Source organism: Paraburkholderia caffeinilytica (genome assembly GCF_046030355.1).
GTDB classification, from domain to species: domain Bacteria; phylum Pseudomonadota; class Gammaproteobacteria; order Burkholderiales; family Burkholderiaceae; genus Paraburkholderia; species Paraburkholderia caffeinilytica_B.
In genome coordinates this window covers 19,743-36,431 of record NZ_JAQQCQ010000025.1, presented here as the reverse complement: position 1 = coordinate 36,431, position 16,689 = coordinate 19,743, and the positions used below count along the sequence as shown (strand labels likewise).

Sequence of the window (16,689 nt, the reverse complement as noted above, 5' to 3'; positions counted from 1 at the left end):
GACCATCGCCCTCGCCGACCTCCTTGAAGCGCGGCTCCGCGTCGTCGAGTTTGCTCAGGTCCGGATGATATTGGCGAGCGAGCTTGCGATACGTACGCCTGATATCGTCCTGCGTCACGCTGCGCGGCAATCCCAGCACTTCGTAATAGTTTTTATATTTCATATCGAAGACCTATGAGAAAGACCGCGCGCGCTCCTATTTCAGCGGTATCACGGCGGGACGACCGAGCGGCGCGTCATGAACACTTGACCAGTCGCTGCGGCGCACGTGGTGGATGATCAACGGAATGCCCGCGAAGACGACGATGCCGAGGACGACCAGCCCCGTGTAAAGCCATGGCGAGCCGACCGGCAATTGGTCCGGCGGGAAGAACGACACCACGAAGCTGAACAGCACGCCGGCAAAGCCGATGCCGGCCGTCAGCCACATGCCGGCTAATCCCCCCGGCACCGTGAAGGGCCGCGGCAAAGCGGGTACGGAATAGCGCAACTGGATCGCCGCCGCATACATCAACATGTAGGCGATCAGGTAAAGCGCGATCGTCATCGCGGAAATCAGGAAGAACGCTACCGATACATCCCGGATCACGAAGTAGAAGCAGGAAATGACGGTCACGATCAGACCTTGCACCAGCAGGATATGAGTGGGCATGCCCTTACGATTCTTCACCTGAAGGATCGGCGGTAACTCACCCTCGTGCGCGGTCTCGAGCAGGCCGCGCGACGGACTGCCCAGCCAGGCCAACACGCCACTGATTGCGCCGACGCCGACCAGCAGCGACAGGGCCGACACCGCCCAGTTCATGTGCCAGATTTCCGCAAGCACGGCGCCAAACGCGTCGAACACGCCGGACTGCAGCGAGATCTTCTCGTACGGCAGGATTGCCGCGATCGGCAATGCCCCAAGTGCGAAGATCAGCACCGAAATGAGCGCACCCAGTCCAATGGCCGCCGGATAACCGCGACTCGGACTGCGCATGTCGATCACATGAACCGCTTGCACCTCCACGCCGGCAAACAGCAACACGATGCCGGCGAGAAACGAGATCGTGCCGAAGCCGTGAATCGCTGGCCAGAAGCGGGCATGGCCATTCTGAGACAGTGCGGCATCGTTCAGATGTTGCCAGCCGAGCGGGTGGCCACTACTGATCCAGTAGCCGAGCAGCGCAAGCAGCACGACGCCCGGCACGATGGTGCCGATCACGAAGGTCCAGTTGGCGATCTTCGCGAAAACTTCCACGCCTTGCAGCACGACCCACGTCGCGAGCCAATATGCGACGATGCAGAATATCCCGACGTAGACGCCGTTCTTCGCCAGCTCCGGGCGGCCGATCGTGTACGCGAGCGCCGCCGCACCGAACGTCAGCGCGACCGGAAACCATACGACGTTCTGAATCCATTGCAGCCAGATCGCAAGAAAACCCCAACGTGTGCCGAACGCTTCCGCGACCCACGTATAGATACCCCCGCGCCGGTCCGCAAAAGCGCCGCCCAGTTCAGCCGAAATCAGCGACGCGGGGATCAGATAGAAAACAACGGTAAATGCGAGATAGACGAACATCGTCATCTCCTCCTTCGCCAGCAAAGGAAGTCCGCGCAAACTGGTGACCACGGCGGCGGCCGTCATCAGACCGATCGAGGTGACGCTCAGGTATTTGCCGCGTTGTGCGGTAGCCGCGGCCGGCGGCGGTGCCGCGGAGGTGACGGTGTTGTCCATTTCAGGCGCTCCTATGAGCAGACGACGTCAATCGTGGTGGAAGGTAGGACCGGCGGTCGAATGCAGCACCGGGTTCTTCGTCAGATGAGCAATTGCATGTTTGATGTCTTCAAGCAGCATCGCCGCCATGTCGCGCGTGACACCGCGCCTGATCAGCACGCGCTGTACGATGGTCTCCTCGCGTCCGGCCGGCAGCTTGTACGAGGCGATCTGCCAGCCGCGCATGCGTACCTGATCGGACAGATCGAATAGCGTGAAGCCTGCCGTTTCTGGATGCTTCAGCTTGTAGCAGACAGCCGGCAACGCACCGCGCCCGTCGTAAATCATCTCCAGTTCGTCGATCTTTGCCAGACCGTCGGCCAGCGCTTGCGCGGTGTCGGCACACTCCTGCTGGATATGTCGATAGCCTTCACGGCCCAGGCGCAGCAGCATGTAGTACTGCGCAATGATCTGCCCGGCCGGCCGAGAGAAATTCAGCGCGAACGTCGGCATGTCGCCACCCAGATAATCGACGCGGAAGATCAGTTCGTCGGGCAGGTCCTGTGTGCTGCGCCACACTATCCAACCGACCCCGAGCGGCGCGAGCCCGTATTTATGACCCGACGCATTGATCGATTTGACGCGCGACACGCTGAAGTCCCATTCGAGGTCCGGCTGAATGAACGGCGCGACGAAGCCGCCGCTGGCCGCGTCGACGTGAATAGGAATATCGAGTCCGAGATTGGCTTGCAAGGCGTCGAGCGCGCCCGCCAGCGCTTTCACCGGTTCATAGACGCAAGTGAACGTGATGCCAAGTGTGGCCACGACACCGATCGTGTTTTCGTCGCAATACTGGGCCAGATCTTCTGGCCGCAGTCCAGTCGCGTCGCCGCCGAGTGGCACCTGGCGCATCTCGACATCGAAGTACCTCGCGAATTTCGCCCAGCACACCTGCACCGGTCCGCAGACGAAGTTCGGTTTGTCAGTCGGCTTGCCTTGCGCTTCCCTGCGCTTTTTCCACTGCCACTTGAGCGCGAGACCACCGAGCATGCAGGCCTCGCTCGAACCCGTCGTCGAGCAACCGGTAGTCTTCCACGACTTCGTGGCATGCCACAGATCGGCGAGCATATGCACGCAGCGCATCTCTATCTCAGCGGTTTGCGGATATTCGTCCTTGTCGATCATGTTCTTATCGATCGAAAGATCCATCAGGCGCCGAACTTCATCGTCGGCGTAAGTGGTGCAAAACGTCGCGACGTTCTGCCGTGAGTTGCCGTCCATGAATAATTCGTCGCGCACCAGGTCGAATACGGCGCGGCGGTCAGACGATGTCTCCGGAATCCGGTATTTCGCGAGCGAAGAACCGGAAATCGTCGCAGCGTATTCGTCGGCGACGGCGTCGGGTGTAGAGGGTGGGGACTTGAGAAACGTCATGGCGTAACACTCCTTGCTTGAATCGAACGCGGCGGGTTCGTGAACGAACACCTGAGCGAATGGCCTGGTGATGCTGGATAGACGGTAGAACTTCCGCAGCCACAGTGCGCGCAGGACCAATCGAAGTCGGTACGGTGCCGTACTGCATTGCGGCATCCCAAGTGATTTGTTCATTGCATTACGCTGATATTGAGCGCATGGTAGGGCTACTCACTGTGCTGTTTCCGATCGTCTGTAACGCCGTCGCTACGTCGTTGATATCCGGGCCCAGCGGAAAAAAGTTCGTCAAGGAGCCCGTCATCATGATCATCCCCACAGCGACATACAACGGACACGAGTTACGTGCCTATGCTCACCAGCAATTCCCGCCTTTCGGCGATCCCTATGCCAAGGGTGCGCGGCGCTTTTCTTCGGTGGTGCGAATCGACACCATCCCCTTGAACGAAATGGATGCGCGACGCTACTCGACCGTATTCGACGCTGTGAGCCCCGCCACTTTCGACGAGGCAATCGACCTTGCCATGCAGTTCGGCAAGGACATCGTCGACGGCAAGGTTCAAGCTGCCGCGCTGTGAGTTCACGCATTTCAATCCCGCGACGGCGGCCGCCGTCCGAACGAACGAACGCTTCAAGGTCGATATGTATAAACACATTCTTGTAGCGATCGACGGCAGCGAAACATCTGAACATGCATTCGCTGCCGCTTTACAACTCGCCAGCGAGAGCGGTGCGCAATTGCAACCGCTTTATGTCGTCGACAACCCGCTGATGGCGTACGACGCCTCCGGCTACGATCCAACGATCCTGCGTGACGCGTTCGTGGAAGAAGGCCAGCGCTTGCTGGCCGACGCACTGGCGCGGATGAAATACGAAAAGGTAGCCGGCACGCCACGGATGGTGGATGTCGCGCCAGTAGGCGAGGATATTTCAGAGCGCATCCGCATCACGGCCAACGACTTCAACTCAGACCTGCTGGTGCTCGGCACGCACGGCCGGCGCGGCTTCAGGCGTCTGTTTCTCGGCAGCGTCGCCGAGCGCGTGGTGCGCGGTGCCAACTGCCCAGTGTTGCTGGTGCCGAGCCGCCAAACGCAAACCACGCACATAGAGTCGGCCAAACCGGGCCACGCCGACGTTGCCGCCGCGACGGTTGAGATGCCGAGCTAAAGCAGCAGCAGTAGGGTTGCGGCGAAACGGCTATGCCGTGATGATCACCTTCTGCGCGTGCGTGTCTGCAGCATGCTCGAAGGTAGCAGGAAGGCCGACCGCCTCTATTATCCGCGTGCGGAATCCGCACGGCTCGACCTCTTGCGGCACCTTCAATCGCATCCCATCCCATGAGCACTCCGCAACCCCGCTCCGTCCGCCCCCCGCTTATGCCGGGAAGCGGCGCCTTGCTGCCCGGAACGAAGCCTGTCGCCGAGACGGGCCTCGTGCACATCGCTCCTGGGTTGCTCGGCAAAACATCGCGGCTGCGCTCACTCATGTTCTGGATCATTGGACTGATGGGTTTTCTCGCCGTTATTCTGGTGGTGCTTCACCTCGGCTCGCTGCAAAAAATGGCCGCACTGATCCGCTCGGCGCGTCCGGCCTGGATGCTGGTCGCGCTTGCGGTTCAGTCCTGCACCTATATCAGCGCGGCGTTCGTCTGGCACGCGGCCTTGCGCCAGGCCGGTCATCCACTCTCTCTGCGCACCCTGATTCCGCTCGGCATCGCCAAGGTCTTTACCGATCAGGTGCTGCCGAGCGGCGGCATCAGCGGCACGATGCTGGTGGTGCGCGGCCTGACCGGCCGGCTCGTCCCTGCGGGCATCGCGATGGCCGCCATGCTGGCCGGCCTGGTGTCTTACAACATCGCTTATCTGTTCGTAGTGCTCGCAAGCGCCAGTGTGCTGTGGGCTCAGCATCGGCTGAACGTGGCGCTGATCGCCGGCGTGGCGATCTTCGTGGCCGTGACGGTGGCGGTGCCGGCTGTCGTGCTGGGACTCAAACAATGGGGCCAACGTGCGCCAGTCGTATGGCTCAGCAAGTGCTTTGGCGTCACTACGCTGCTTCAGGAGTTGACCGACGCGCCCACTCACCTTCTACGCAGCCCGCGCCTGCTGTTGCAGACCGTGGGACTGCAACTGGCCATCTTCGCATTCGATGCCTTGACGCTCTGGCTTGCGTTCAACGCGATCGGCGAAGTGCCGCCGCTCTGGGTGGTGTTCGTGAGCTTCATCATCGCGTCGATGGTGGCCACTATCGGTCCCATTCCGGTCGGCCTGGGAACCTTCGAAGCCACCTCTGTGGGGATGCTGAGTTTGCTTGGCGTGTCAGTGGAAGCGGCGCTCGCCGCCACCCTTCTGTTGCGCGCCCTGACGTTCTGGTTGCCGATGCTGCCCGGCATCTTGTTGGCACGCCGGGAAATGCGGCGCCGCTAGGCGCCGCAGATCGTATTCGAGGCGATCAAGCCCACCCACGACATGTCCAGCTTCAAACTATCCAGCACAGCCTCCCGCGGCGTGCAGACGGTTCGGTCGTGGCTGAATTCACGCACGACCACGCCATCCGGCGCGGCAACGCTCGTGCCTGTCAGACAGCCGAACTCAGTGCCGCTTGCGTGTGCGCAAGCCGTGACCGTCCAGCCGTCATCGTTCACCTTTCCTGATAAGTTCATGACACGGACTTCTTCCGATGATAAAAAACTTTCCGGCAATCTCGCTCAATCGCTGTGTTTGAGAAACACAGGAGCTTGCCCTGACGGTGCTCGCTCAGTGGCCGAAAGTCGGTACGGCGGAGTACCGGCATCAAATATCATCGCGCTCCCTATTGTCGGGACACCGGCATCATGGCTGCCGTCCGCTGCCGTACCGACTGCTTTGACCATTTACCTCATCCTGTTTCCATAGATACAGCGCTCGGGGAGCCAGATAATGAACAAGGATCAGATACAGGGGTGGGTCAGAGAACACTTCGGAAAGCTGCGCGCCGGTCTTGGCAAGGCCGTCGGCAACCGAACCATCACCTGGAAGGGCCGCATCGAGCAGGTCATCGGGAAAACACAGGCGTCTTACGGCGATGCAAAGGCGCGTTTGAAGAAACGTCTATAACCTCGACGCCCGCCGCCAGTTGTATCCATGCGGCCGGCAACGCCAAGCCGACTCTTGAGGAGCCAGTACTTCACAAAACGCGCGGATGCTTAATCCAACTGATGTTTCGCTACCTCAGTGCAGCGTCTGGTAGCGCTGCCCTATAATAGGGTAAGGGTTAACCGGATCGCACAAGCATGTCGAGGAGCGGCGATGTCAAAATCACATCACCCCAAAGAGAATCACCTGCTATCGGTCTTACCGGAGGCAGAGTGGAAGCGGATCGAACCGCATCTCATGCCGGTCGATATGCCGCTGGGACAGGTGGTATACGAATCCGGCGACCGCCTCGATCACGTCTATTTCCCCATCACCGCCATCATCTCGCTGCTTTACGTCATGGAAGATGGCGCGTCCGCCGAGATAGCGATTGTCGGTAACGAAGGGCTCGTCGGTATCGCGCTCTTTATGGGCGGAGAAACCACCCCCAGCCGCGCCGTTGTGCAAAGCGCAGGCCACGCCTACCGGCTGGACGCACGCGTCCTGAAGGAAGAGTTCCATCGTGCCGGTCCCGTTCAGCGGCTGCTGCTTCGATACACTCAGGCGCTGATTACCCAGATGGCGCAAACCGCCGTCTGCAACCGGCATCACTCGATCGATCAACAGTTGTGCCGCTGGCTGCTCCTGAGCATTGACAGATTGCCGTCCAACCAGTTGAAGATGACCCAGGAACTGATCGCCAATATGCTCGGTGTGCGCCGCCCCGGCGTGACCGAAGCCGCCACAAAGCTCCAGGATGCAGGGTTGATCCGCTACAGCTATGGCCATATCGAGGTGCTGGATAGGCCTGGCCTGGAGAAGCGCGTCTGCGAATGTTACGGCGTCGTCAGACGCGAATTTGACCGGCTGTTGCCCGATCTGCGCGCGATCTAGCATGGGAAAGACAAACAGGTCACGGACTTTCCTGAAGGCCTGCGACCCGTAAAGGTAAAGGTCAGATTTCCTCCGGCTGGCATCGGTGCTCACGGTGTGGTCATTCGCTCACCCGGCAAAGCCCTCTCTCCTTCGACCAATACCCCTGCCTGCCGTAAAACTCGTACAGTGCCGTTTCGTAATCCCGATCGACTGGAATCGCATCGTCGTACGCCGGACTGTGCTTGATCGCATCGCGCGTCAGCGTCGTGGAAACGGTTGCGCCGAACCAGTCGATCAAGTCGATCCATTCTGCCGCCAGCAGGACTTCCTTGCCGCCAGGCCACCAGTTGCGCGTATCGACCGTCAGATAGCGTATGACCCAGGCTTCATCGTCGAAGATGAAGCCGGAAACGTGACCGATGGTGCCGTCGATCGTCTCGATGTGGTAACCCTTCACCGCTTCTGTGCTACGCAGATGCGTGTCCGCCGGCGGCTCATCGGCTTCGGGGTCCGGGTCGACAACCGGAACAGCGCCCAATGGCAAAGCCGCCGTCGCAGAGAGTCCGTCGAAGGCGGGATAGGCACCCATACCCCAGACGTTTGCGCCGCCCCAGTACGTCGGATAGCCGTAGTACCGCAGGTACTGGATCTCATGCTGGCGCGAGACGGGCTTATGCGCGTCGATATTCGGACTGTCGCGTACCTGTTGCCGCGTGAGTTTCACGTGCACGGCACTTGATCCAGGATCCGAGTGAGAAACGGCATACGGCGAAATCAGCACCTGCCGGTCCCTGAGCCAGTCGCCTGTTTCAACCACCAGATAGCGAACGCCCCACGCTTCGTCATCGAAATAGACTTGCTTGACGGTTCCGACGTCGCCGTCAAGTGCCTTCACGGTGGATCCCTGCAAAAACTCTATATTGCGCAGCATGTTCGATACTCCGTTTCTGCTTCGTGGCAGCCGATTCGCCGCGTCGTCTCCCAGATGGAAAACGTGTGTTCAATGAATGTGGCTTCCGAAAAGTCCCAGCAGTCCAATCACTATCAGATAGATCGCCACGATGTAGTTCAACAGACGTGGCACCACAAGAATCAGGATGCCGGCAATCAATGAGACCAGTGGGCCGGCACTTGTGAGCATATGCATGATTCCCTCCTCGCTCGCACCCGCCATGCGCCATGCGCCGTATGCGAGCCCCGATCCGCTCGCGTTACAGGGTTTTGAGCCGGCTGACCTTCGTGCCGTCTAACGTCGCGCCCGCCATCAGCCCACTGTTGGTCAACACGAACGCATCCACCTGACCGGTTGCCGTACCCGTATCGACGTTGCCGTTCGCACCGATCTTCAGCAACGCCACCGACGCATCGCCGCCCGCCGACCAGCCTTCGCTGTTACGGAATTTCGCCAGCGATTCTTCCGTCATGAACAGAAAGACAATCGCCTTTGACTGCGCACCGGCTTGCCAGCCGATCGAACCCGTTGCTGTGCTGTAGTATCCGACGGTACGCCCGCCGACCCGCAGCGAGCCCTCGCCATACTGGCCGCCTATGACGAAGCCGGCATCAATAACGGACGGGAACACCAGTACCCCACGGGCCTTTGCAACCAGTTCGCGCGATCCGTTTGCAGCGTTGTAGAGACGCCCCAAAGTCGAGTCCACGCCGGCGTCGATGCTGTGCCGCTTGTCCATCTGTGCACCGCTCGCGTCGGACGGACTTGTCGTCGTGCAACCTGACACCGCAAGCCCGATTGCGAGGATCGAACCGGGTGTCGTGAATAGAAATTTCCTTCGTAGCATGATGGCCTCCACTTCTGCAGATAATGACTCTGACACTACGCCCGATCGGCTCCGGAAGCGGTACGTCAGCGTACAAACTGCCGGCTATCTGCGATGCGTGGACGCTTATTTGTGCCTTGTACGGTAACGTGCAGACGCCGAACCCGAGTCGGCTTACCTTGTGGCTGAGGCATTGACCAGCCTCCCAAAGGAAAATGAATGTCACTGCATGATTTCGCCAAAGATCTGGCACACCTTGAATACGTTCTACCGTTACTCGAACGGGGCAGTTCGCTTTCGCTACCGTACTGGCGGCAACGCGTCACAGCCCTGGAGGCACAGCAGGCCCTCTTGCCCGACGGTACCAAACGCGTGGCCCGGTTGCTCAAACTCTTCAACGAGTTCGAGCGTGGCGTGTCACCGGGGGACGTTACAGAAGGACGGCGTGTCGCTTGAAAATCCGCGGCTCACCAATAGGCAAGACGATGCGGTCATAGACCTCGTTCATCAGAGCGGCTGCCGACAGATAGAACGCCAGGACGGCGGTAACGAGCCCCATATATCCTCCCGCCACGTGCAGGGCGCTTGAGCCAGTCCACTCCCCCGCAGCGAGCAAAAAGAAAGTGATCCAGAGCGCCAGAAAAATAGCCTGAAGTGCACGCGGCGAACGAAAGGTGGCCAACCACATGTAGAAAGTGAACGCGCCCCATAGAAACAGATACCAACCAACGAACGCGGCGGACACCTTGTCATGCAGAAACAGAACGAATAGTGCAAACGACCACCAGAACGCGCCGTAGCTCAGAAACGCGGTAGCGCCGAATGTATTGCCGCGCGGCAACTCCATAATCCCGGCGATTGCCTGCGCAGTGCCGCCATAGGCAAGCGCGCAAGCCAGGACGATTCCCATCCCGTCGCCGCTAAACCAGCCCGCGTTGATCATGCTCAGCAACCATGTAGTCAACGCAAAGCCCGCGAGACCCAGCGGGGCAGGATTCGATAGCTTCGGTAAAACGGCGGTATTGCTCATTGCCTGCTCCTGAGGTTCCGTCAACACGGCGTTCACGGTTCACCGCCGGTTGACGGAAAATGCTTCTACATACCCAGCGCGCGATGCCGGTGTCGATTAGCCGAGCTGGTCGAGAATGGCCGGATTCTCGAGCGTCGACACATCCTGCGTGATCTCCTCACCTGCCGCCAGCGAGCGCAGCAAACGACGCATGATTTTTCCAGAACGTGTTTTCGGCAGATTCTCGCCGAAGCGGATCACTTTCGGTTTCGCGATCGGCCCGATTTCCTTGCCGACCCATGCCCGCAGTTCGTTAGCGATCTTCTCCGCTTCTTCACCTTCGGGGCGTGCGCCCTTCAAGACTACGAAGGCAAAGACGATCTCGCCCGTCGTTTCGTCCGCGCATCCAACCACCGCAGCCTCCGCGACAAGCGGATTGGCCACCAGCGCTGACTCGATCTCCATCGTGCCGAGCCGGTGCCCGGACACGTTGAGCACGTCGTCTATCCGTCCTGTGATGGTGAAGTAGCCGGTTTCCTTGTCGCGCACCGCACCGTCGCCGGCGAGATACAGTTTGCTGCCGAGTTCTTCCGGGAAATACCCCTTCTCGAAGCGGGCAGGATCGCCCCACACCGTACGTAGCATCGACGGCCAGGGGCGCTTGATCACGAGGAGGCCGCCTTTTCCGTCCGGCTCATCCTGCCCCGTCTCGTCCACCACCGCCGCCATGATCCCCGGCAGCGGCAAGGTGCAGGAACCCGGCACGAGTGGCGTCGCGCCCGGCATCGGCGCAATCATGTGCCCCCCGGTTTCGGTCTGCCACCAGGTGTCGACCACGGGGCAGCGGCCACCGCCAACGTGCTCGTAGTACCACATCCATGCTGCCGGATTGATCGGTTCGCCGACCGTGCCGAGAATGCGCAGCGTCGACAGGTCGTAGGCGTCCGGATGCACCTTGGCGTCGGCCTCCGCCAGCTTGATCAGCGAGCGTATGGCAGTCGGCGCGGTGTAGAACAGCGTCACCTTGTGGCGCGCGATCATCTCCCAGAAACGGCCCGCGTTCGGATAAGTCGGCACGCCTTCGAACATGACCTGGGTGGCGCCTAGTGCCATCGGACCGTACGCGATATAGCTGTGCCCCGTGATCCAGCCGATGTCGGCGGTACACCAGAACACATCGGTGGGCTTCCAGTCGAAGGTCCACTTCAAGGTCTGCGAGGCCCACAGCAGGAAGCCGCCGGTGCTGTGCTGCACACCCTTGGGCGTACCGGTCGAACCGGACGTATAGAGGATAAAGAGCGGATGCTCGGCGCCGACCCATTCGGGCGCACATTGATCGGACTCGGCCTGCATGAGTTCGTGCATCCACAGGTCGCGGCCCTCGTGCCACGCCACCTTGCCGCCGGTGCGCTGGTAGACGATCACGCTCTTGACGGCCTCGCAGCCGCCCATCGCGAGCGCTTCGTCCGCAATATTCTTCAGCGGCAAGGCCTTGCCGCCGCGCATCTGTTCATCACAGGTGACAAGCGCTGTCGCACCCACGTTGACGAGTCTTTCATTGAGCGACTTCGACGAGAAGCCGCCGAACACGACCGAATGCGTGGCGCCGATTCGCGCACATGCCTGCATCGCGACGACGCCTTCGACCGACATCGGCATATAGATCACCACGCGGTCGCCCTTCTTCACGCCGCGCTTCTTCAGCGCGTTGGCCAGGCGGCACACACGATGCAGCAGATCCTGGTAGGTGACATGGGTCACGGTACCGTCGTCGGCTTCGAAGATGATCGCGACGCGCTCACCATTGCCCGCCTCGATATGACGGTCCAGGCAGTTGTACGACGCGTTCAGTTCGCCGTCCTCGAACCAGGTGTAGAACGGCGCCTTCGATTCGTCGAGCACCTTGATGAACGGCTTCTTCCAGCTCAGCGTCTCTTTGGCAAGACGCGCCCAGAAGCCCTCGTAATCGCGTTCTGCTTCCGCGACGAGCGCCCAGTACGCGTCCATCCCGGAGATCGCAGCGTGCGCCGAAATCGCCGCGGACGGAAGGAATACCTGCGGTTCTTGAAGAATCGGGGCAGTGACATCGGTGACTAACATTTTTTGCTCCCGCACGGGTTCAGGCATGAGTTCGGAACGATCCCGTCGCAATTCAATTCGCGCACGAGATTCAACTCCGCACGCGCAGAGGAAAGCGCTTGCGTCGCTGGAACGAAATCACGCAAAGTGATCTGTCTTGCCGCGCCATTGCATAGCAGCGACTGTCCGCGCCACGAGCGTGGCGGAAAGAAATAGCGTTGTCGGATTGTGGGCATGATGGCCACTCCGTGCTGGAGGGAGCGGCCCGGGCGAGCGATCAAAGAAAATCATACTGCGCGAGGGTGTCTCGAGCGCCTTTGGATGAGAGACGCCAGGCGCCTGCAATCACGGTGCGCTTAACCTGGGCGAAGGTCGGTACGGTGCCGTACAAGTGCGGAGCCGGCCCCAACGCGCGGGAAGAGAAGTCGCGATGTCCGTCGCCGTACCGACCGCTCGGCAAATCGATGCCAACCTTGCACGCAAACGTCCGCCATCGGACAGACCCCGATCGGATGCGGTGGCATAAGTCTTTTATTCAATCGAATTCGCTCGCAGCGCGCTCGCAGCATCGGTACTTTGCAGGCAATTCGATCCCCGACCGAATTACCTGGGAGAGAAGCCATGAAGCGCACGACCACCCCTTTCCAACGCCGGCCCACGCCTATGCTCGCGGCAGGGCTGCTTCTAGCCATCGCGACGCTCGGCACGCCGACAAGCGCCGCCACTCCGGGGCAGACTCAGGCAAGCGCGCGCGTCATGACCGTGGCAACCCATACCCCAGTCGATACCCGCATCGACAACCTTCATACGAGGCTTCAGATCACGGCTGACCAGGAATCCCTCTGGCAACCCGTCGCCCAGGCCATGCGCGACAACGCCAGTGCGATGGATTCGCTCAGGCAGTCCCGCACGGCTAACGCCAGCAACATGAGCGCGGTCGACGATCTCCGATCCTATGGTCAGGTTGTCGATGCTCACGCTGATGGTGTCAGGAAACTCACGTCGGTCTTCGAGACGCTTTACAACAGCATGTCGGATACGCAGAAGCACAACGCCGATCTGATTTTCCGCAGCGACACCCACCATGCGGCGAAGAAGGGATGACCCAGAGCCGCGCCACGCAATCGGCAGCCGAACCGGCGCCGCGCACTATCGCGTGAGCGCCGGTCCGAACCAAGGAATACACCATGAAAACTTCAATCACCCGCACACCTGACAAGGGCGCGATGAGAGCACGACTTTTGAGCGCACCTGTCCTCACGTTAGCGATCGCCTGCCTCGTCACAACAGCGCCTCTGCAAGCGGCAGAGCCTCACCGCGGCGGCCAGCAGCATGGCGAAAACCATGCCGCCCCACGCCAGGCGTACCGGCATGACGATCATCATCGCAATGGCCACACTTACGGCAATCAAGACTATGGCTACGGAGGCTACGGAGCACCGCCGGTTGTTTATGCACCGCAGGAGGCCCCTGGAATCAGCTTGTTCCTGCCGCTCTAGTTTCAATGGGGAATGGAAATGAAGAACCAAACACGTGTATGGATGCTTATCGCGCTGTCGCTGATTACCGGCCTGAGTGCGTGCATCCTCGTCCCGGTCGGCGGCGGCGACCACCACGGCGGTGGCGACTATCACGAGGCTCACGACCATTACTAGGTAGGGCGTACCGCGTTCATCGCGGCTGCGCGGTGCGAGATCGGGTGGCAGCCACGATACCGTCAGCCAGTCTCTGAATCTCTACGACTGAGCGCGATCATAGGCGAAGCGCATGTTCCGCAAGCATGTCATCCACCATCGCCTGGGCTTCCTCAACGATGCGCGTCAGGTGATCTTCACCCAGGAAGCTCTCCGCATAGATCTTGTAGATATCTTCGGTTCCTGACGGACGTGCCGCAAACCAACCGCTCTTCGCGATCACCTTGATGCCGCCGATGGGCGCGTGATTGCCCGGCGCACGGTCGAGCACCTGCTCGATCGGTTCGCCGGCCAGTTCGGTGTGGGGAAACTGCGCTGGCGAGAGTCGCCCCAACGTCGCGCGCTGCTGCGCCGTTGCTACGGCTTGCACGCGACGTTCAACCGGCTCCCCCATCCTCTGGGCCAGATCCCGGTATATTTCCGCGGGATCGCGGCCAATTCGCGTCGTGATCTCGGCTGACAGCAACGCCGGTACGATGCCATCTTTGTCAGTCGTCCACGCGGTGCCATCGAGTCGCAGACAACTGGCACCCGCGCTCTCTTCCCCGCCGAAGCCAAGCGAGCCGTCGAGCAAGCCGTCGACAAACCATTTGAATCCGACAGGCACTTCGTAAAGCGTACGGCCGAGCCTCTCGCTCACACGATCGATCATCTGGCTGCTGACAACGGTTTTTCCCACCGCTACATGAGCGCGCCACAGGGGCCGATGAGAATACAGATAATCGACGAGGACCGTGAGATAGTGATTCGGCTTCAGCAGACCGGCGTGCCGCGTGACGATGCCGTGACGATCGTGATCGGTGTCGCACGCGAAGGCCACATCAAAGCGATCCTTCTGGTCGATCAGCGTTTGCATCGCATACGGTGACGACGGATCCATGCGAATCCGCCCATCCCAGTCGGCGCTCATGAAACGGAAAGTTGGATCGACGTCGTCGTTGACCACGCTCAGATTCAGGCCATAGCGCTCCGCAATCGGCCCCCAGTAGTGCACACCCGCGCCGCCAAGCGGGTCGACTCCCAGGACGATCGGCGCGCCACGCACCACATCCATATCGATGACGCTGACGAGATCGCCAACGTAGGCGTTGAGGAAGTCATGCCGGTGTGTCGTCGTGGCGCGCAGCGCCTTCGATAGACACATACGCAGCACGCCATCAAGCTTGCTTTCGAGCAATCCGTTCGCTGCCACTTCGATCCAGCCGGTCACGATCTCGTCGGCCGGGCCGCCGCTCGGTGGGTTGTATTTGAACCCGCCGCTTTCCGGCGGATTGTGTGACGGCGTCACGACGATGCCGTCCGCCAGTCCTGCAGTGCGGCCGCGGTTGTACGCGACGATTGCGTGCGACACCGCCGGCGTGGGTGTGTATTCGCCGTTTTGCGCAATCATGACCTCAACGCCGTTGGCGGCCAGCACCTCGAGCGCACTCGCGTAAGCGGGTTCAGACAGTGCATGCGTGTCGACGCCGAGAAACAGCGGGCCGTCGATACCCGCCTGCCGCCGATAATGGCAAATCGCCTGCGTGATGGCGAGCACATGCCACTCATTGAAGCTGCACGCGAACGCCGAACCGCGATGCCCGGAGGTACCGAACACGACCCGCTGCGCCGGTATTGCGGGGTCGGGCCTTTCTGTGTAATACGACGTGACCAGCCGGGGGATGTTGGCCAGCATCTCATGACGTGCCGGTTTTCCGGCGAGAGGATTGATATTCATCGCGATATCCTGTGCTAGTCGAGACTCATGAGGGCGGCACCCTGGTTCGCTCGCATCTATCTTTCTGACCACGACTCTCCATAGACGACCTGTCCCAGCGGCATATCCACTTGCGCTACGTGCGGCCCAGTGCGGGCCCATCCTGCTTCAGGCATCACGGCAAGCAGAGGGTTGTCGTGAGGTTGATTGATACCCGACATGAGACACCCCCGAAATCACGAAAGAAGTGCATTGGCGTTATCCTGCATCGCTCGACGCAATACTCGACCCACAAACGTCTCCCAATCAGCCGCTATCAGGAATGCGCCATCACGCTAGCCGCTCCTTTACGCACGCCTGCACCACGACGGGCAGTCGAAGCGTGAATTCACTGCCTGCACCTGGACCCGCACTGAACACCGACACAGTCCCGCCATGCGACTCCGCAACGGCCTTCACGACGGCAAGACCTATCCCCAATCCACCAGCACTTGCCCCTATCGTTCTGCTGGCTTGAGCGAAAAGTTCGAAGATATGCGGCATGAGCGAATCCGAGATACCCATGCCATCGTCCTTCACGGACAAGACAAGAACGTTGCGCTCAGCAAGCACTTTCAATGTGATACACCCGTTTTCCGGCGTATATTTCAGCGCGTTGTGCAGGAGATTGTTGACGGCCTGCGCGAGGCGAACAGGATCACAGTCAACGCGCAATGTCCTGTCAGCAATCTGGACCGTTAAAGTCTGCTTGCGCCGCGCCGCTGCCAGGGCAGCTGCGGTTAGCGGAGCAGCAAGTACCGCGACGACGTCGATCGGGACCTTACTCACGCGCAGCGCCCCACGTTCGACTCGCATCGCGTCCATCAAATCCTCGGCAAGCCGTGCGATTTGCGCGATCTGCCGATCGATCATATCGACTGACCGCAACACTTCGGCTCGATCGGCTGACGCCCTGCGGATATGATCCGCAGCGAACTGCAGCGGCGTCAAAGGCCCGCGAAGTTCATGCGCCGCCATCGCAAGGATTTCGTCCTTGAGTCGCAACGCGTCGAAATGCTTGACCGGTTGCGAAGCACACCCGGAAAGCTCCATGATGGAACGTTGTTGCGCCTGTTCCATCATTTCGTCTGCCAAAACTGCACGGCGTGCATTGGGCGCGCCGACGAACCAACGGAAAGAACCTGGATGCGCTGACATGTCTACCCCCGATCATCCACCTGGTGAAAGCGATGGACCTACGATGGATCTATAGACGGCGGTTTGCCGTGACCTGCCTCGCGAGAGTGACCTGACGGGCACGGGTCGACACAGGTTGAGAAT

19 protein-coding genes and 1 pseudogene are annotated in these 16,689 nt (G+C 60.4%); 9 read left to right on the top strand and 11 right to left on the bottom strand.

Annotation, left to right across the window (positions count from 1 at the left end; all coding sequences use genetic code 11):
* Positions 1 to 10: 10 nt before the first annotated feature.
* From PQQ95_RS29650 to gad, 3 genes and pseudogenes are all read right to left on the bottom strand, one after another.
* A pseudogene (locus tag PQQ95_RS29650) lies at positions 11 to 163 on the bottom strand (DnaJ domain-containing protein); the annotation flags it as partial.
* A gap of 33 nt (positions 164 to 196) precedes the next feature.
* On the bottom strand, positions 197 to 1,717 hold the full coding sequence (locus PQQ95_RS29645) for an amino acid permease (RefSeq protein WP_408444063.1): 1,521 nt from the start codon (positions 1,715 to 1,717) through the stop codon (positions 197 to 199).
* Between the two features lie 27 nt (positions 1,718 to 1,744).
* Positions 1,745 to 3,130, bottom strand: a complete 1,386-nt coding sequence (gene gad / locus PQQ95_RS29640; RefSeq protein WP_408444060.1) for a glutamate decarboxylase — start codon at positions 3,128 to 3,130, stop codon at positions 1,745 to 1,747.
* 302 nt (positions 3,131 to 3,432) lie between these two features.
* On the opposite strand from gad, the gene PQQ95_RS29635 reads away from it, so the two are divergent.
* The 3 genes from PQQ95_RS29635 to PQQ95_RS29625 all read left to right on the top strand — a co-directional run bounded on the left by PQQ95_RS29635 (position 3,433) and on the right by PQQ95_RS29625 (position 5,550).
* The gene (locus tag PQQ95_RS29635; protein WP_408444057.1) at positions 3,433 to 3,705 is read left to right on the top strand and encodes a hypothetical protein; all 273 of its coding nucleotides are present in this window, start codon (positions 3,433 to 3,435) and stop codon (positions 3,703 to 3,705) included.
* Positions 3,706 to 3,769: 64 nt separating this feature from the next.
* Positions 3,770 to 4,294, top strand: coding sequence for a universal stress protein (locus PQQ95_RS29630; protein ID WP_408444055.1), 525 nt, complete (start codon positions 3,770 to 3,772; stop codon positions 4,292 to 4,294).
* Between the two features lie 317 nt (positions 4,295 to 4,611).
* Complete coding sequence (locus tag PQQ95_RS29625; protein WP_408444052.1) at positions 4,612 to 5,550, top strand: lysylphosphatidylglycerol synthase transmembrane domain-containing protein; 939 nt, start codon at positions 4,612 to 4,614, stop codon at positions 5,548 to 5,550.
* Here the strand turns inward: PQQ95_RS29625 and PQQ95_RS29620 are convergent.
* A complete protein-coding gene (locus PQQ95_RS29620; RefSeq protein ID WP_408444049.1) occupies positions 5,547 to 5,786 on the bottom strand; it encodes a hypothetical protein in 240 nt (79 codons plus the stop codon). The two genes, PQQ95_RS29625 and PQQ95_RS29620, sit on opposite strands and share 4 nt — an antisense overlap.
* Positions 5,787 to 6,042: 256 nt before the next feature.
* Here PQQ95_RS29620 and PQQ95_RS29615 point away from each other — a divergent pair, with 256 nt between their 5' ends.
* Entirely contained in the window at positions 6,043 to 6,219 is a 177-nt protein-coding gene (locus PQQ95_RS29615) for a CsbD family protein (protein ID WP_408444047.1), read from the top strand.
* A gap of 192 nt (positions 6,220 to 6,411) precedes the next feature.
* Positions 6,412 to 7,131 carry a Crp/Fnr family transcriptional regulator gene (locus tag PQQ95_RS29610; RefSeq protein WP_408444043.1) on the top strand — a complete coding sequence of 240 codons (720 nt, stop codon included), beginning with the start codon at positions 6,412 to 6,414 and terminating at the stop codon, positions 7,129 to 7,131.
* A 100-nt stretch (positions 7,132 to 7,231) separates the two neighbouring features.
* Here PQQ95_RS29610 and PQQ95_RS29605 read toward each other — a convergent pair whose 3' ends face one another.
* The 3 genes from PQQ95_RS29605 to PQQ95_RS29595 form a co-directional block, all read right to left on the bottom strand.
* The gene (locus PQQ95_RS29605; protein ID WP_408444040.1) at positions 7,232 to 8,044 is read right to left on the bottom strand and encodes a PRC-barrel domain-containing protein; all 813 of its coding nucleotides are present in this window, start codon (positions 8,042 to 8,044) and stop codon (positions 7,232 to 7,234) included.
* Between the two features lie 69 nt (positions 8,045 to 8,113).
* Positions 8,114 to 8,260, bottom strand: a complete 147-nt coding sequence (locus tag PQQ95_RS29600) for a DUF3096 domain-containing protein (protein ID WP_074288095.1) — start codon at positions 8,258 to 8,260, stop codon at positions 8,114 to 8,116.
* 64 nt (positions 8,261 to 8,324) lie between these two features.
* Positions 8,325 to 8,912, bottom strand: a complete 588-nt coding sequence (locus PQQ95_RS29595) for a BPSL1445 family SYLF domain-containing lipoprotein (protein WP_408444037.1) — start codon at positions 8,910 to 8,912, stop codon at positions 8,325 to 8,327.
* A 198-nt stretch (positions 8,913 to 9,110) separates the two neighbouring features.
* On the opposite strand from PQQ95_RS29595, the gene PQQ95_RS29590 reads away from it, so the two are divergent.
* Positions 9,111 to 9,347, top strand: a complete 237-nt coding sequence (locus PQQ95_RS29590; RefSeq protein ID WP_408444034.1) for a hypothetical protein — start codon at positions 9,111 to 9,113, stop codon at positions 9,345 to 9,347.
* Here the strand turns inward: PQQ95_RS29590 and PQQ95_RS29585 are convergent.
* Positions 9,322 to 9,921 carry an acetate uptake transporter gene (locus PQQ95_RS29585; RefSeq protein ID WP_408444031.1) on the bottom strand — a complete coding sequence of 200 codons (600 nt, stop codon included), beginning with the start codon at positions 9,919 to 9,921 and terminating at the stop codon, positions 9,322 to 9,324. The two genes, PQQ95_RS29590 and PQQ95_RS29585, sit on opposite strands and share 26 nt — an antisense overlap.
* 96 nt (positions 9,922 to 10,017) lie before the next feature.
* Positions 10,018 to 12,000: an acetate--CoA ligase gene (acs, locus tag PQQ95_RS29580; RefSeq protein WP_408444029.1), complete on the bottom strand. Its 1,983-nt coding sequence runs from the start codon at positions 11,998 to 12,000 to the stop codon at positions 10,018 to 10,020.
* A gap of 600 nt (positions 12,001 to 12,600) precedes the next feature.
* On the opposite strand from acs, the gene PQQ95_RS29575 reads away from it, so the two are divergent.
* From PQQ95_RS29575 to PQQ95_RS29565, 3 genes are all read left to right on the top strand, one after another.
* Entirely contained in the window at positions 12,601 to 13,083 is a 483-nt protein-coding gene (locus PQQ95_RS29575; RefSeq protein ID WP_408444026.1) for a Spy/CpxP family protein refolding chaperone, read from the top strand.
* A gap of 83 nt (positions 13,084 to 13,166) precedes the next feature.
* Positions 13,167 to 13,478: a hypothetical protein gene (locus PQQ95_RS29570; RefSeq protein ID WP_408444024.1), complete on the top strand. Its 312-nt coding sequence runs from the start codon at positions 13,167 to 13,169 to the stop codon at positions 13,476 to 13,478.
* Positions 13,479 to 13,496: 18 nt separating this feature from the next.
* Positions 13,497 to 13,634 carry a hypothetical protein gene (locus PQQ95_RS29565; protein ID WP_408444021.1) on the top strand — a complete coding sequence of 46 codons (138 nt, stop codon included), beginning with the start codon at positions 13,497 to 13,499 and terminating at the stop codon, positions 13,632 to 13,634.
* A gap of 97 nt (positions 13,635 to 13,731) precedes the next feature.
* Here PQQ95_RS29565 and pgm read toward each other — a convergent pair whose 3' ends face one another.
* Together pgm and PQQ95_RS29555 are read right to left on the bottom strand one after the other, a co-directional pair.
* Entirely contained in the window at positions 13,732 to 15,390 is a 1,659-nt protein-coding gene (pgm, locus tag PQQ95_RS29560) for a phosphoglucomutase (alpha-D-glucose-1,6-bisphosphate-dependent) (protein ID WP_408444018.1), read from the bottom strand.
* A 309-nt stretch (positions 15,391 to 15,699) separates the two neighbouring features.
* Positions 15,700 to 16,566: a sensor histidine kinase gene (locus PQQ95_RS29555; protein WP_408444015.1), complete on the bottom strand. Its 867-nt coding sequence runs from the start codon at positions 16,564 to 16,566 to the stop codon at positions 15,700 to 15,702.
* Between the last annotated feature and the right edge of the window lie 123 nt (positions 16,567 to 16,689).

What these genes read in the sequence shown, in the direction of transcription:
- PQQ95_RS29630 (WP_408444055.1), top strand. Translation starts at nt 3,770, where the DNA reads ATGTATAAACACATTCTTGTAGCGATCGACGGCAGCGAAACATCTGAA.
- PQQ95_RS29610 (WP_408444043.1), top strand. Translation starts at nt 6,412, where the DNA reads ATGTCAAAATCACATCACCCCAAAGAGAATCACCTGCTATCGGTCTTA.
- PQQ95_RS29590 (WP_408444034.1), top strand. Translation starts at nt 9,111, where the DNA reads ATGTCACTGCATGATTTCGCCAAAGATCTGGCACACCTTGAATACGTT.
- PQQ95_RS29625 (WP_408444052.1), top strand. Translation starts at nt 4,612, where the DNA reads ATGTTCTGGATCATTGGACTGATGGGTTTTCTCGCCGTTATTCTGGTG.
- PQQ95_RS29600 (WP_074288095.1), bottom strand. Translation starts at nt 8,260, where the DNA reads ATGCATATGCTCACAAGTGCCGGCCCACTGGTCTCATTGATTGCCGGC.
- acs (WP_408444029.1), bottom strand. Translation starts at nt 12,000, where the DNA reads ATGTTAGTCACCGATGTCACTGCCCCGATTCTTCAAGAACCGCAGGTA.
- PQQ95_RS29585 (WP_408444031.1), bottom strand. Translation starts at nt 9,921, where the DNA reads ATGAGCAATACCGCCGTTTTACCGAAGCTATCGAATCCTGCCCCGCTG.
- gad (WP_408444060.1), bottom strand. Translation starts at nt 3,130, where the DNA reads ATGACGTTTCTCAAGTCCCCACCCTCTACACCCGACGCCGTCGCCGAC.
- PQQ95_RS29635 (WP_408444057.1), top strand. Translation starts at nt 3,433, where the DNA reads ATGATCATCCCCACAGCGACATACAACGGACACGAGTTACGTGCCTAT.
- PQQ95_RS29645 (WP_408444063.1), bottom strand. Translation starts at nt 1,717, where the DNA reads ATGGACAACACCGTCACCTCCGCGGCACCGCCGCCGGCCGCGGCTACC.
- PQQ95_RS29605 (WP_408444040.1), bottom strand. Translation starts at nt 8,044, where the DNA reads ATGCTGCGCAATATAGAGTTTTTGCAGGGATCCACCGTGAAGGCACTT.
- PQQ95_RS29565 (WP_408444021.1), top strand. Translation starts at nt 13,497, where the DNA reads ATGAAGAACCAAACACGTGTATGGATGCTTATCGCGCTGTCGCTGATT.
- pgm (WP_408444018.1), bottom strand. Translation starts at nt 15,390, where the DNA reads ATGAATATCAATCCTCTCGCCGGAAAACCGGCACGTCATGAGATGCTG.
- PQQ95_RS29555 (WP_408444015.1), bottom strand. Translation starts at nt 16,566, where the DNA reads ATGTCAGCGCATCCAGGTTCTTTCCGTTGGTTCGTCGGCGCGCCCAAT.
- PQQ95_RS29575 (WP_408444026.1), top strand. Translation starts at nt 12,601, where the DNA reads ATGAAGCGCACGACCACCCCTTTCCAACGCCGGCCCACGCCTATGCTC.
- PQQ95_RS29615 (WP_408444047.1), top strand. Translation starts at nt 6,043, where the DNA reads ATGAACAAGGATCAGATACAGGGGTGGGTCAGAGAACACTTCGGAAAG.
- PQQ95_RS29620 (WP_408444049.1), bottom strand. Translation starts at nt 5,786, where the DNA reads ATGAACTTATCAGGAAAGGTGAACGATGACGGCTGGACGGTCACGGCT.
- PQQ95_RS29595 (WP_408444037.1), bottom strand. Translation starts at nt 8,912, where the DNA reads ATGCTACGAAGGAAATTTCTATTCACGACACCCGGTTCGATCCTCGCA.
- PQQ95_RS29570 (WP_408444024.1), top strand. Translation starts at nt 13,167, where the DNA reads ATGAAAACTTCAATCACCCGCACACCTGACAAGGGCGCGATGAGAGCA.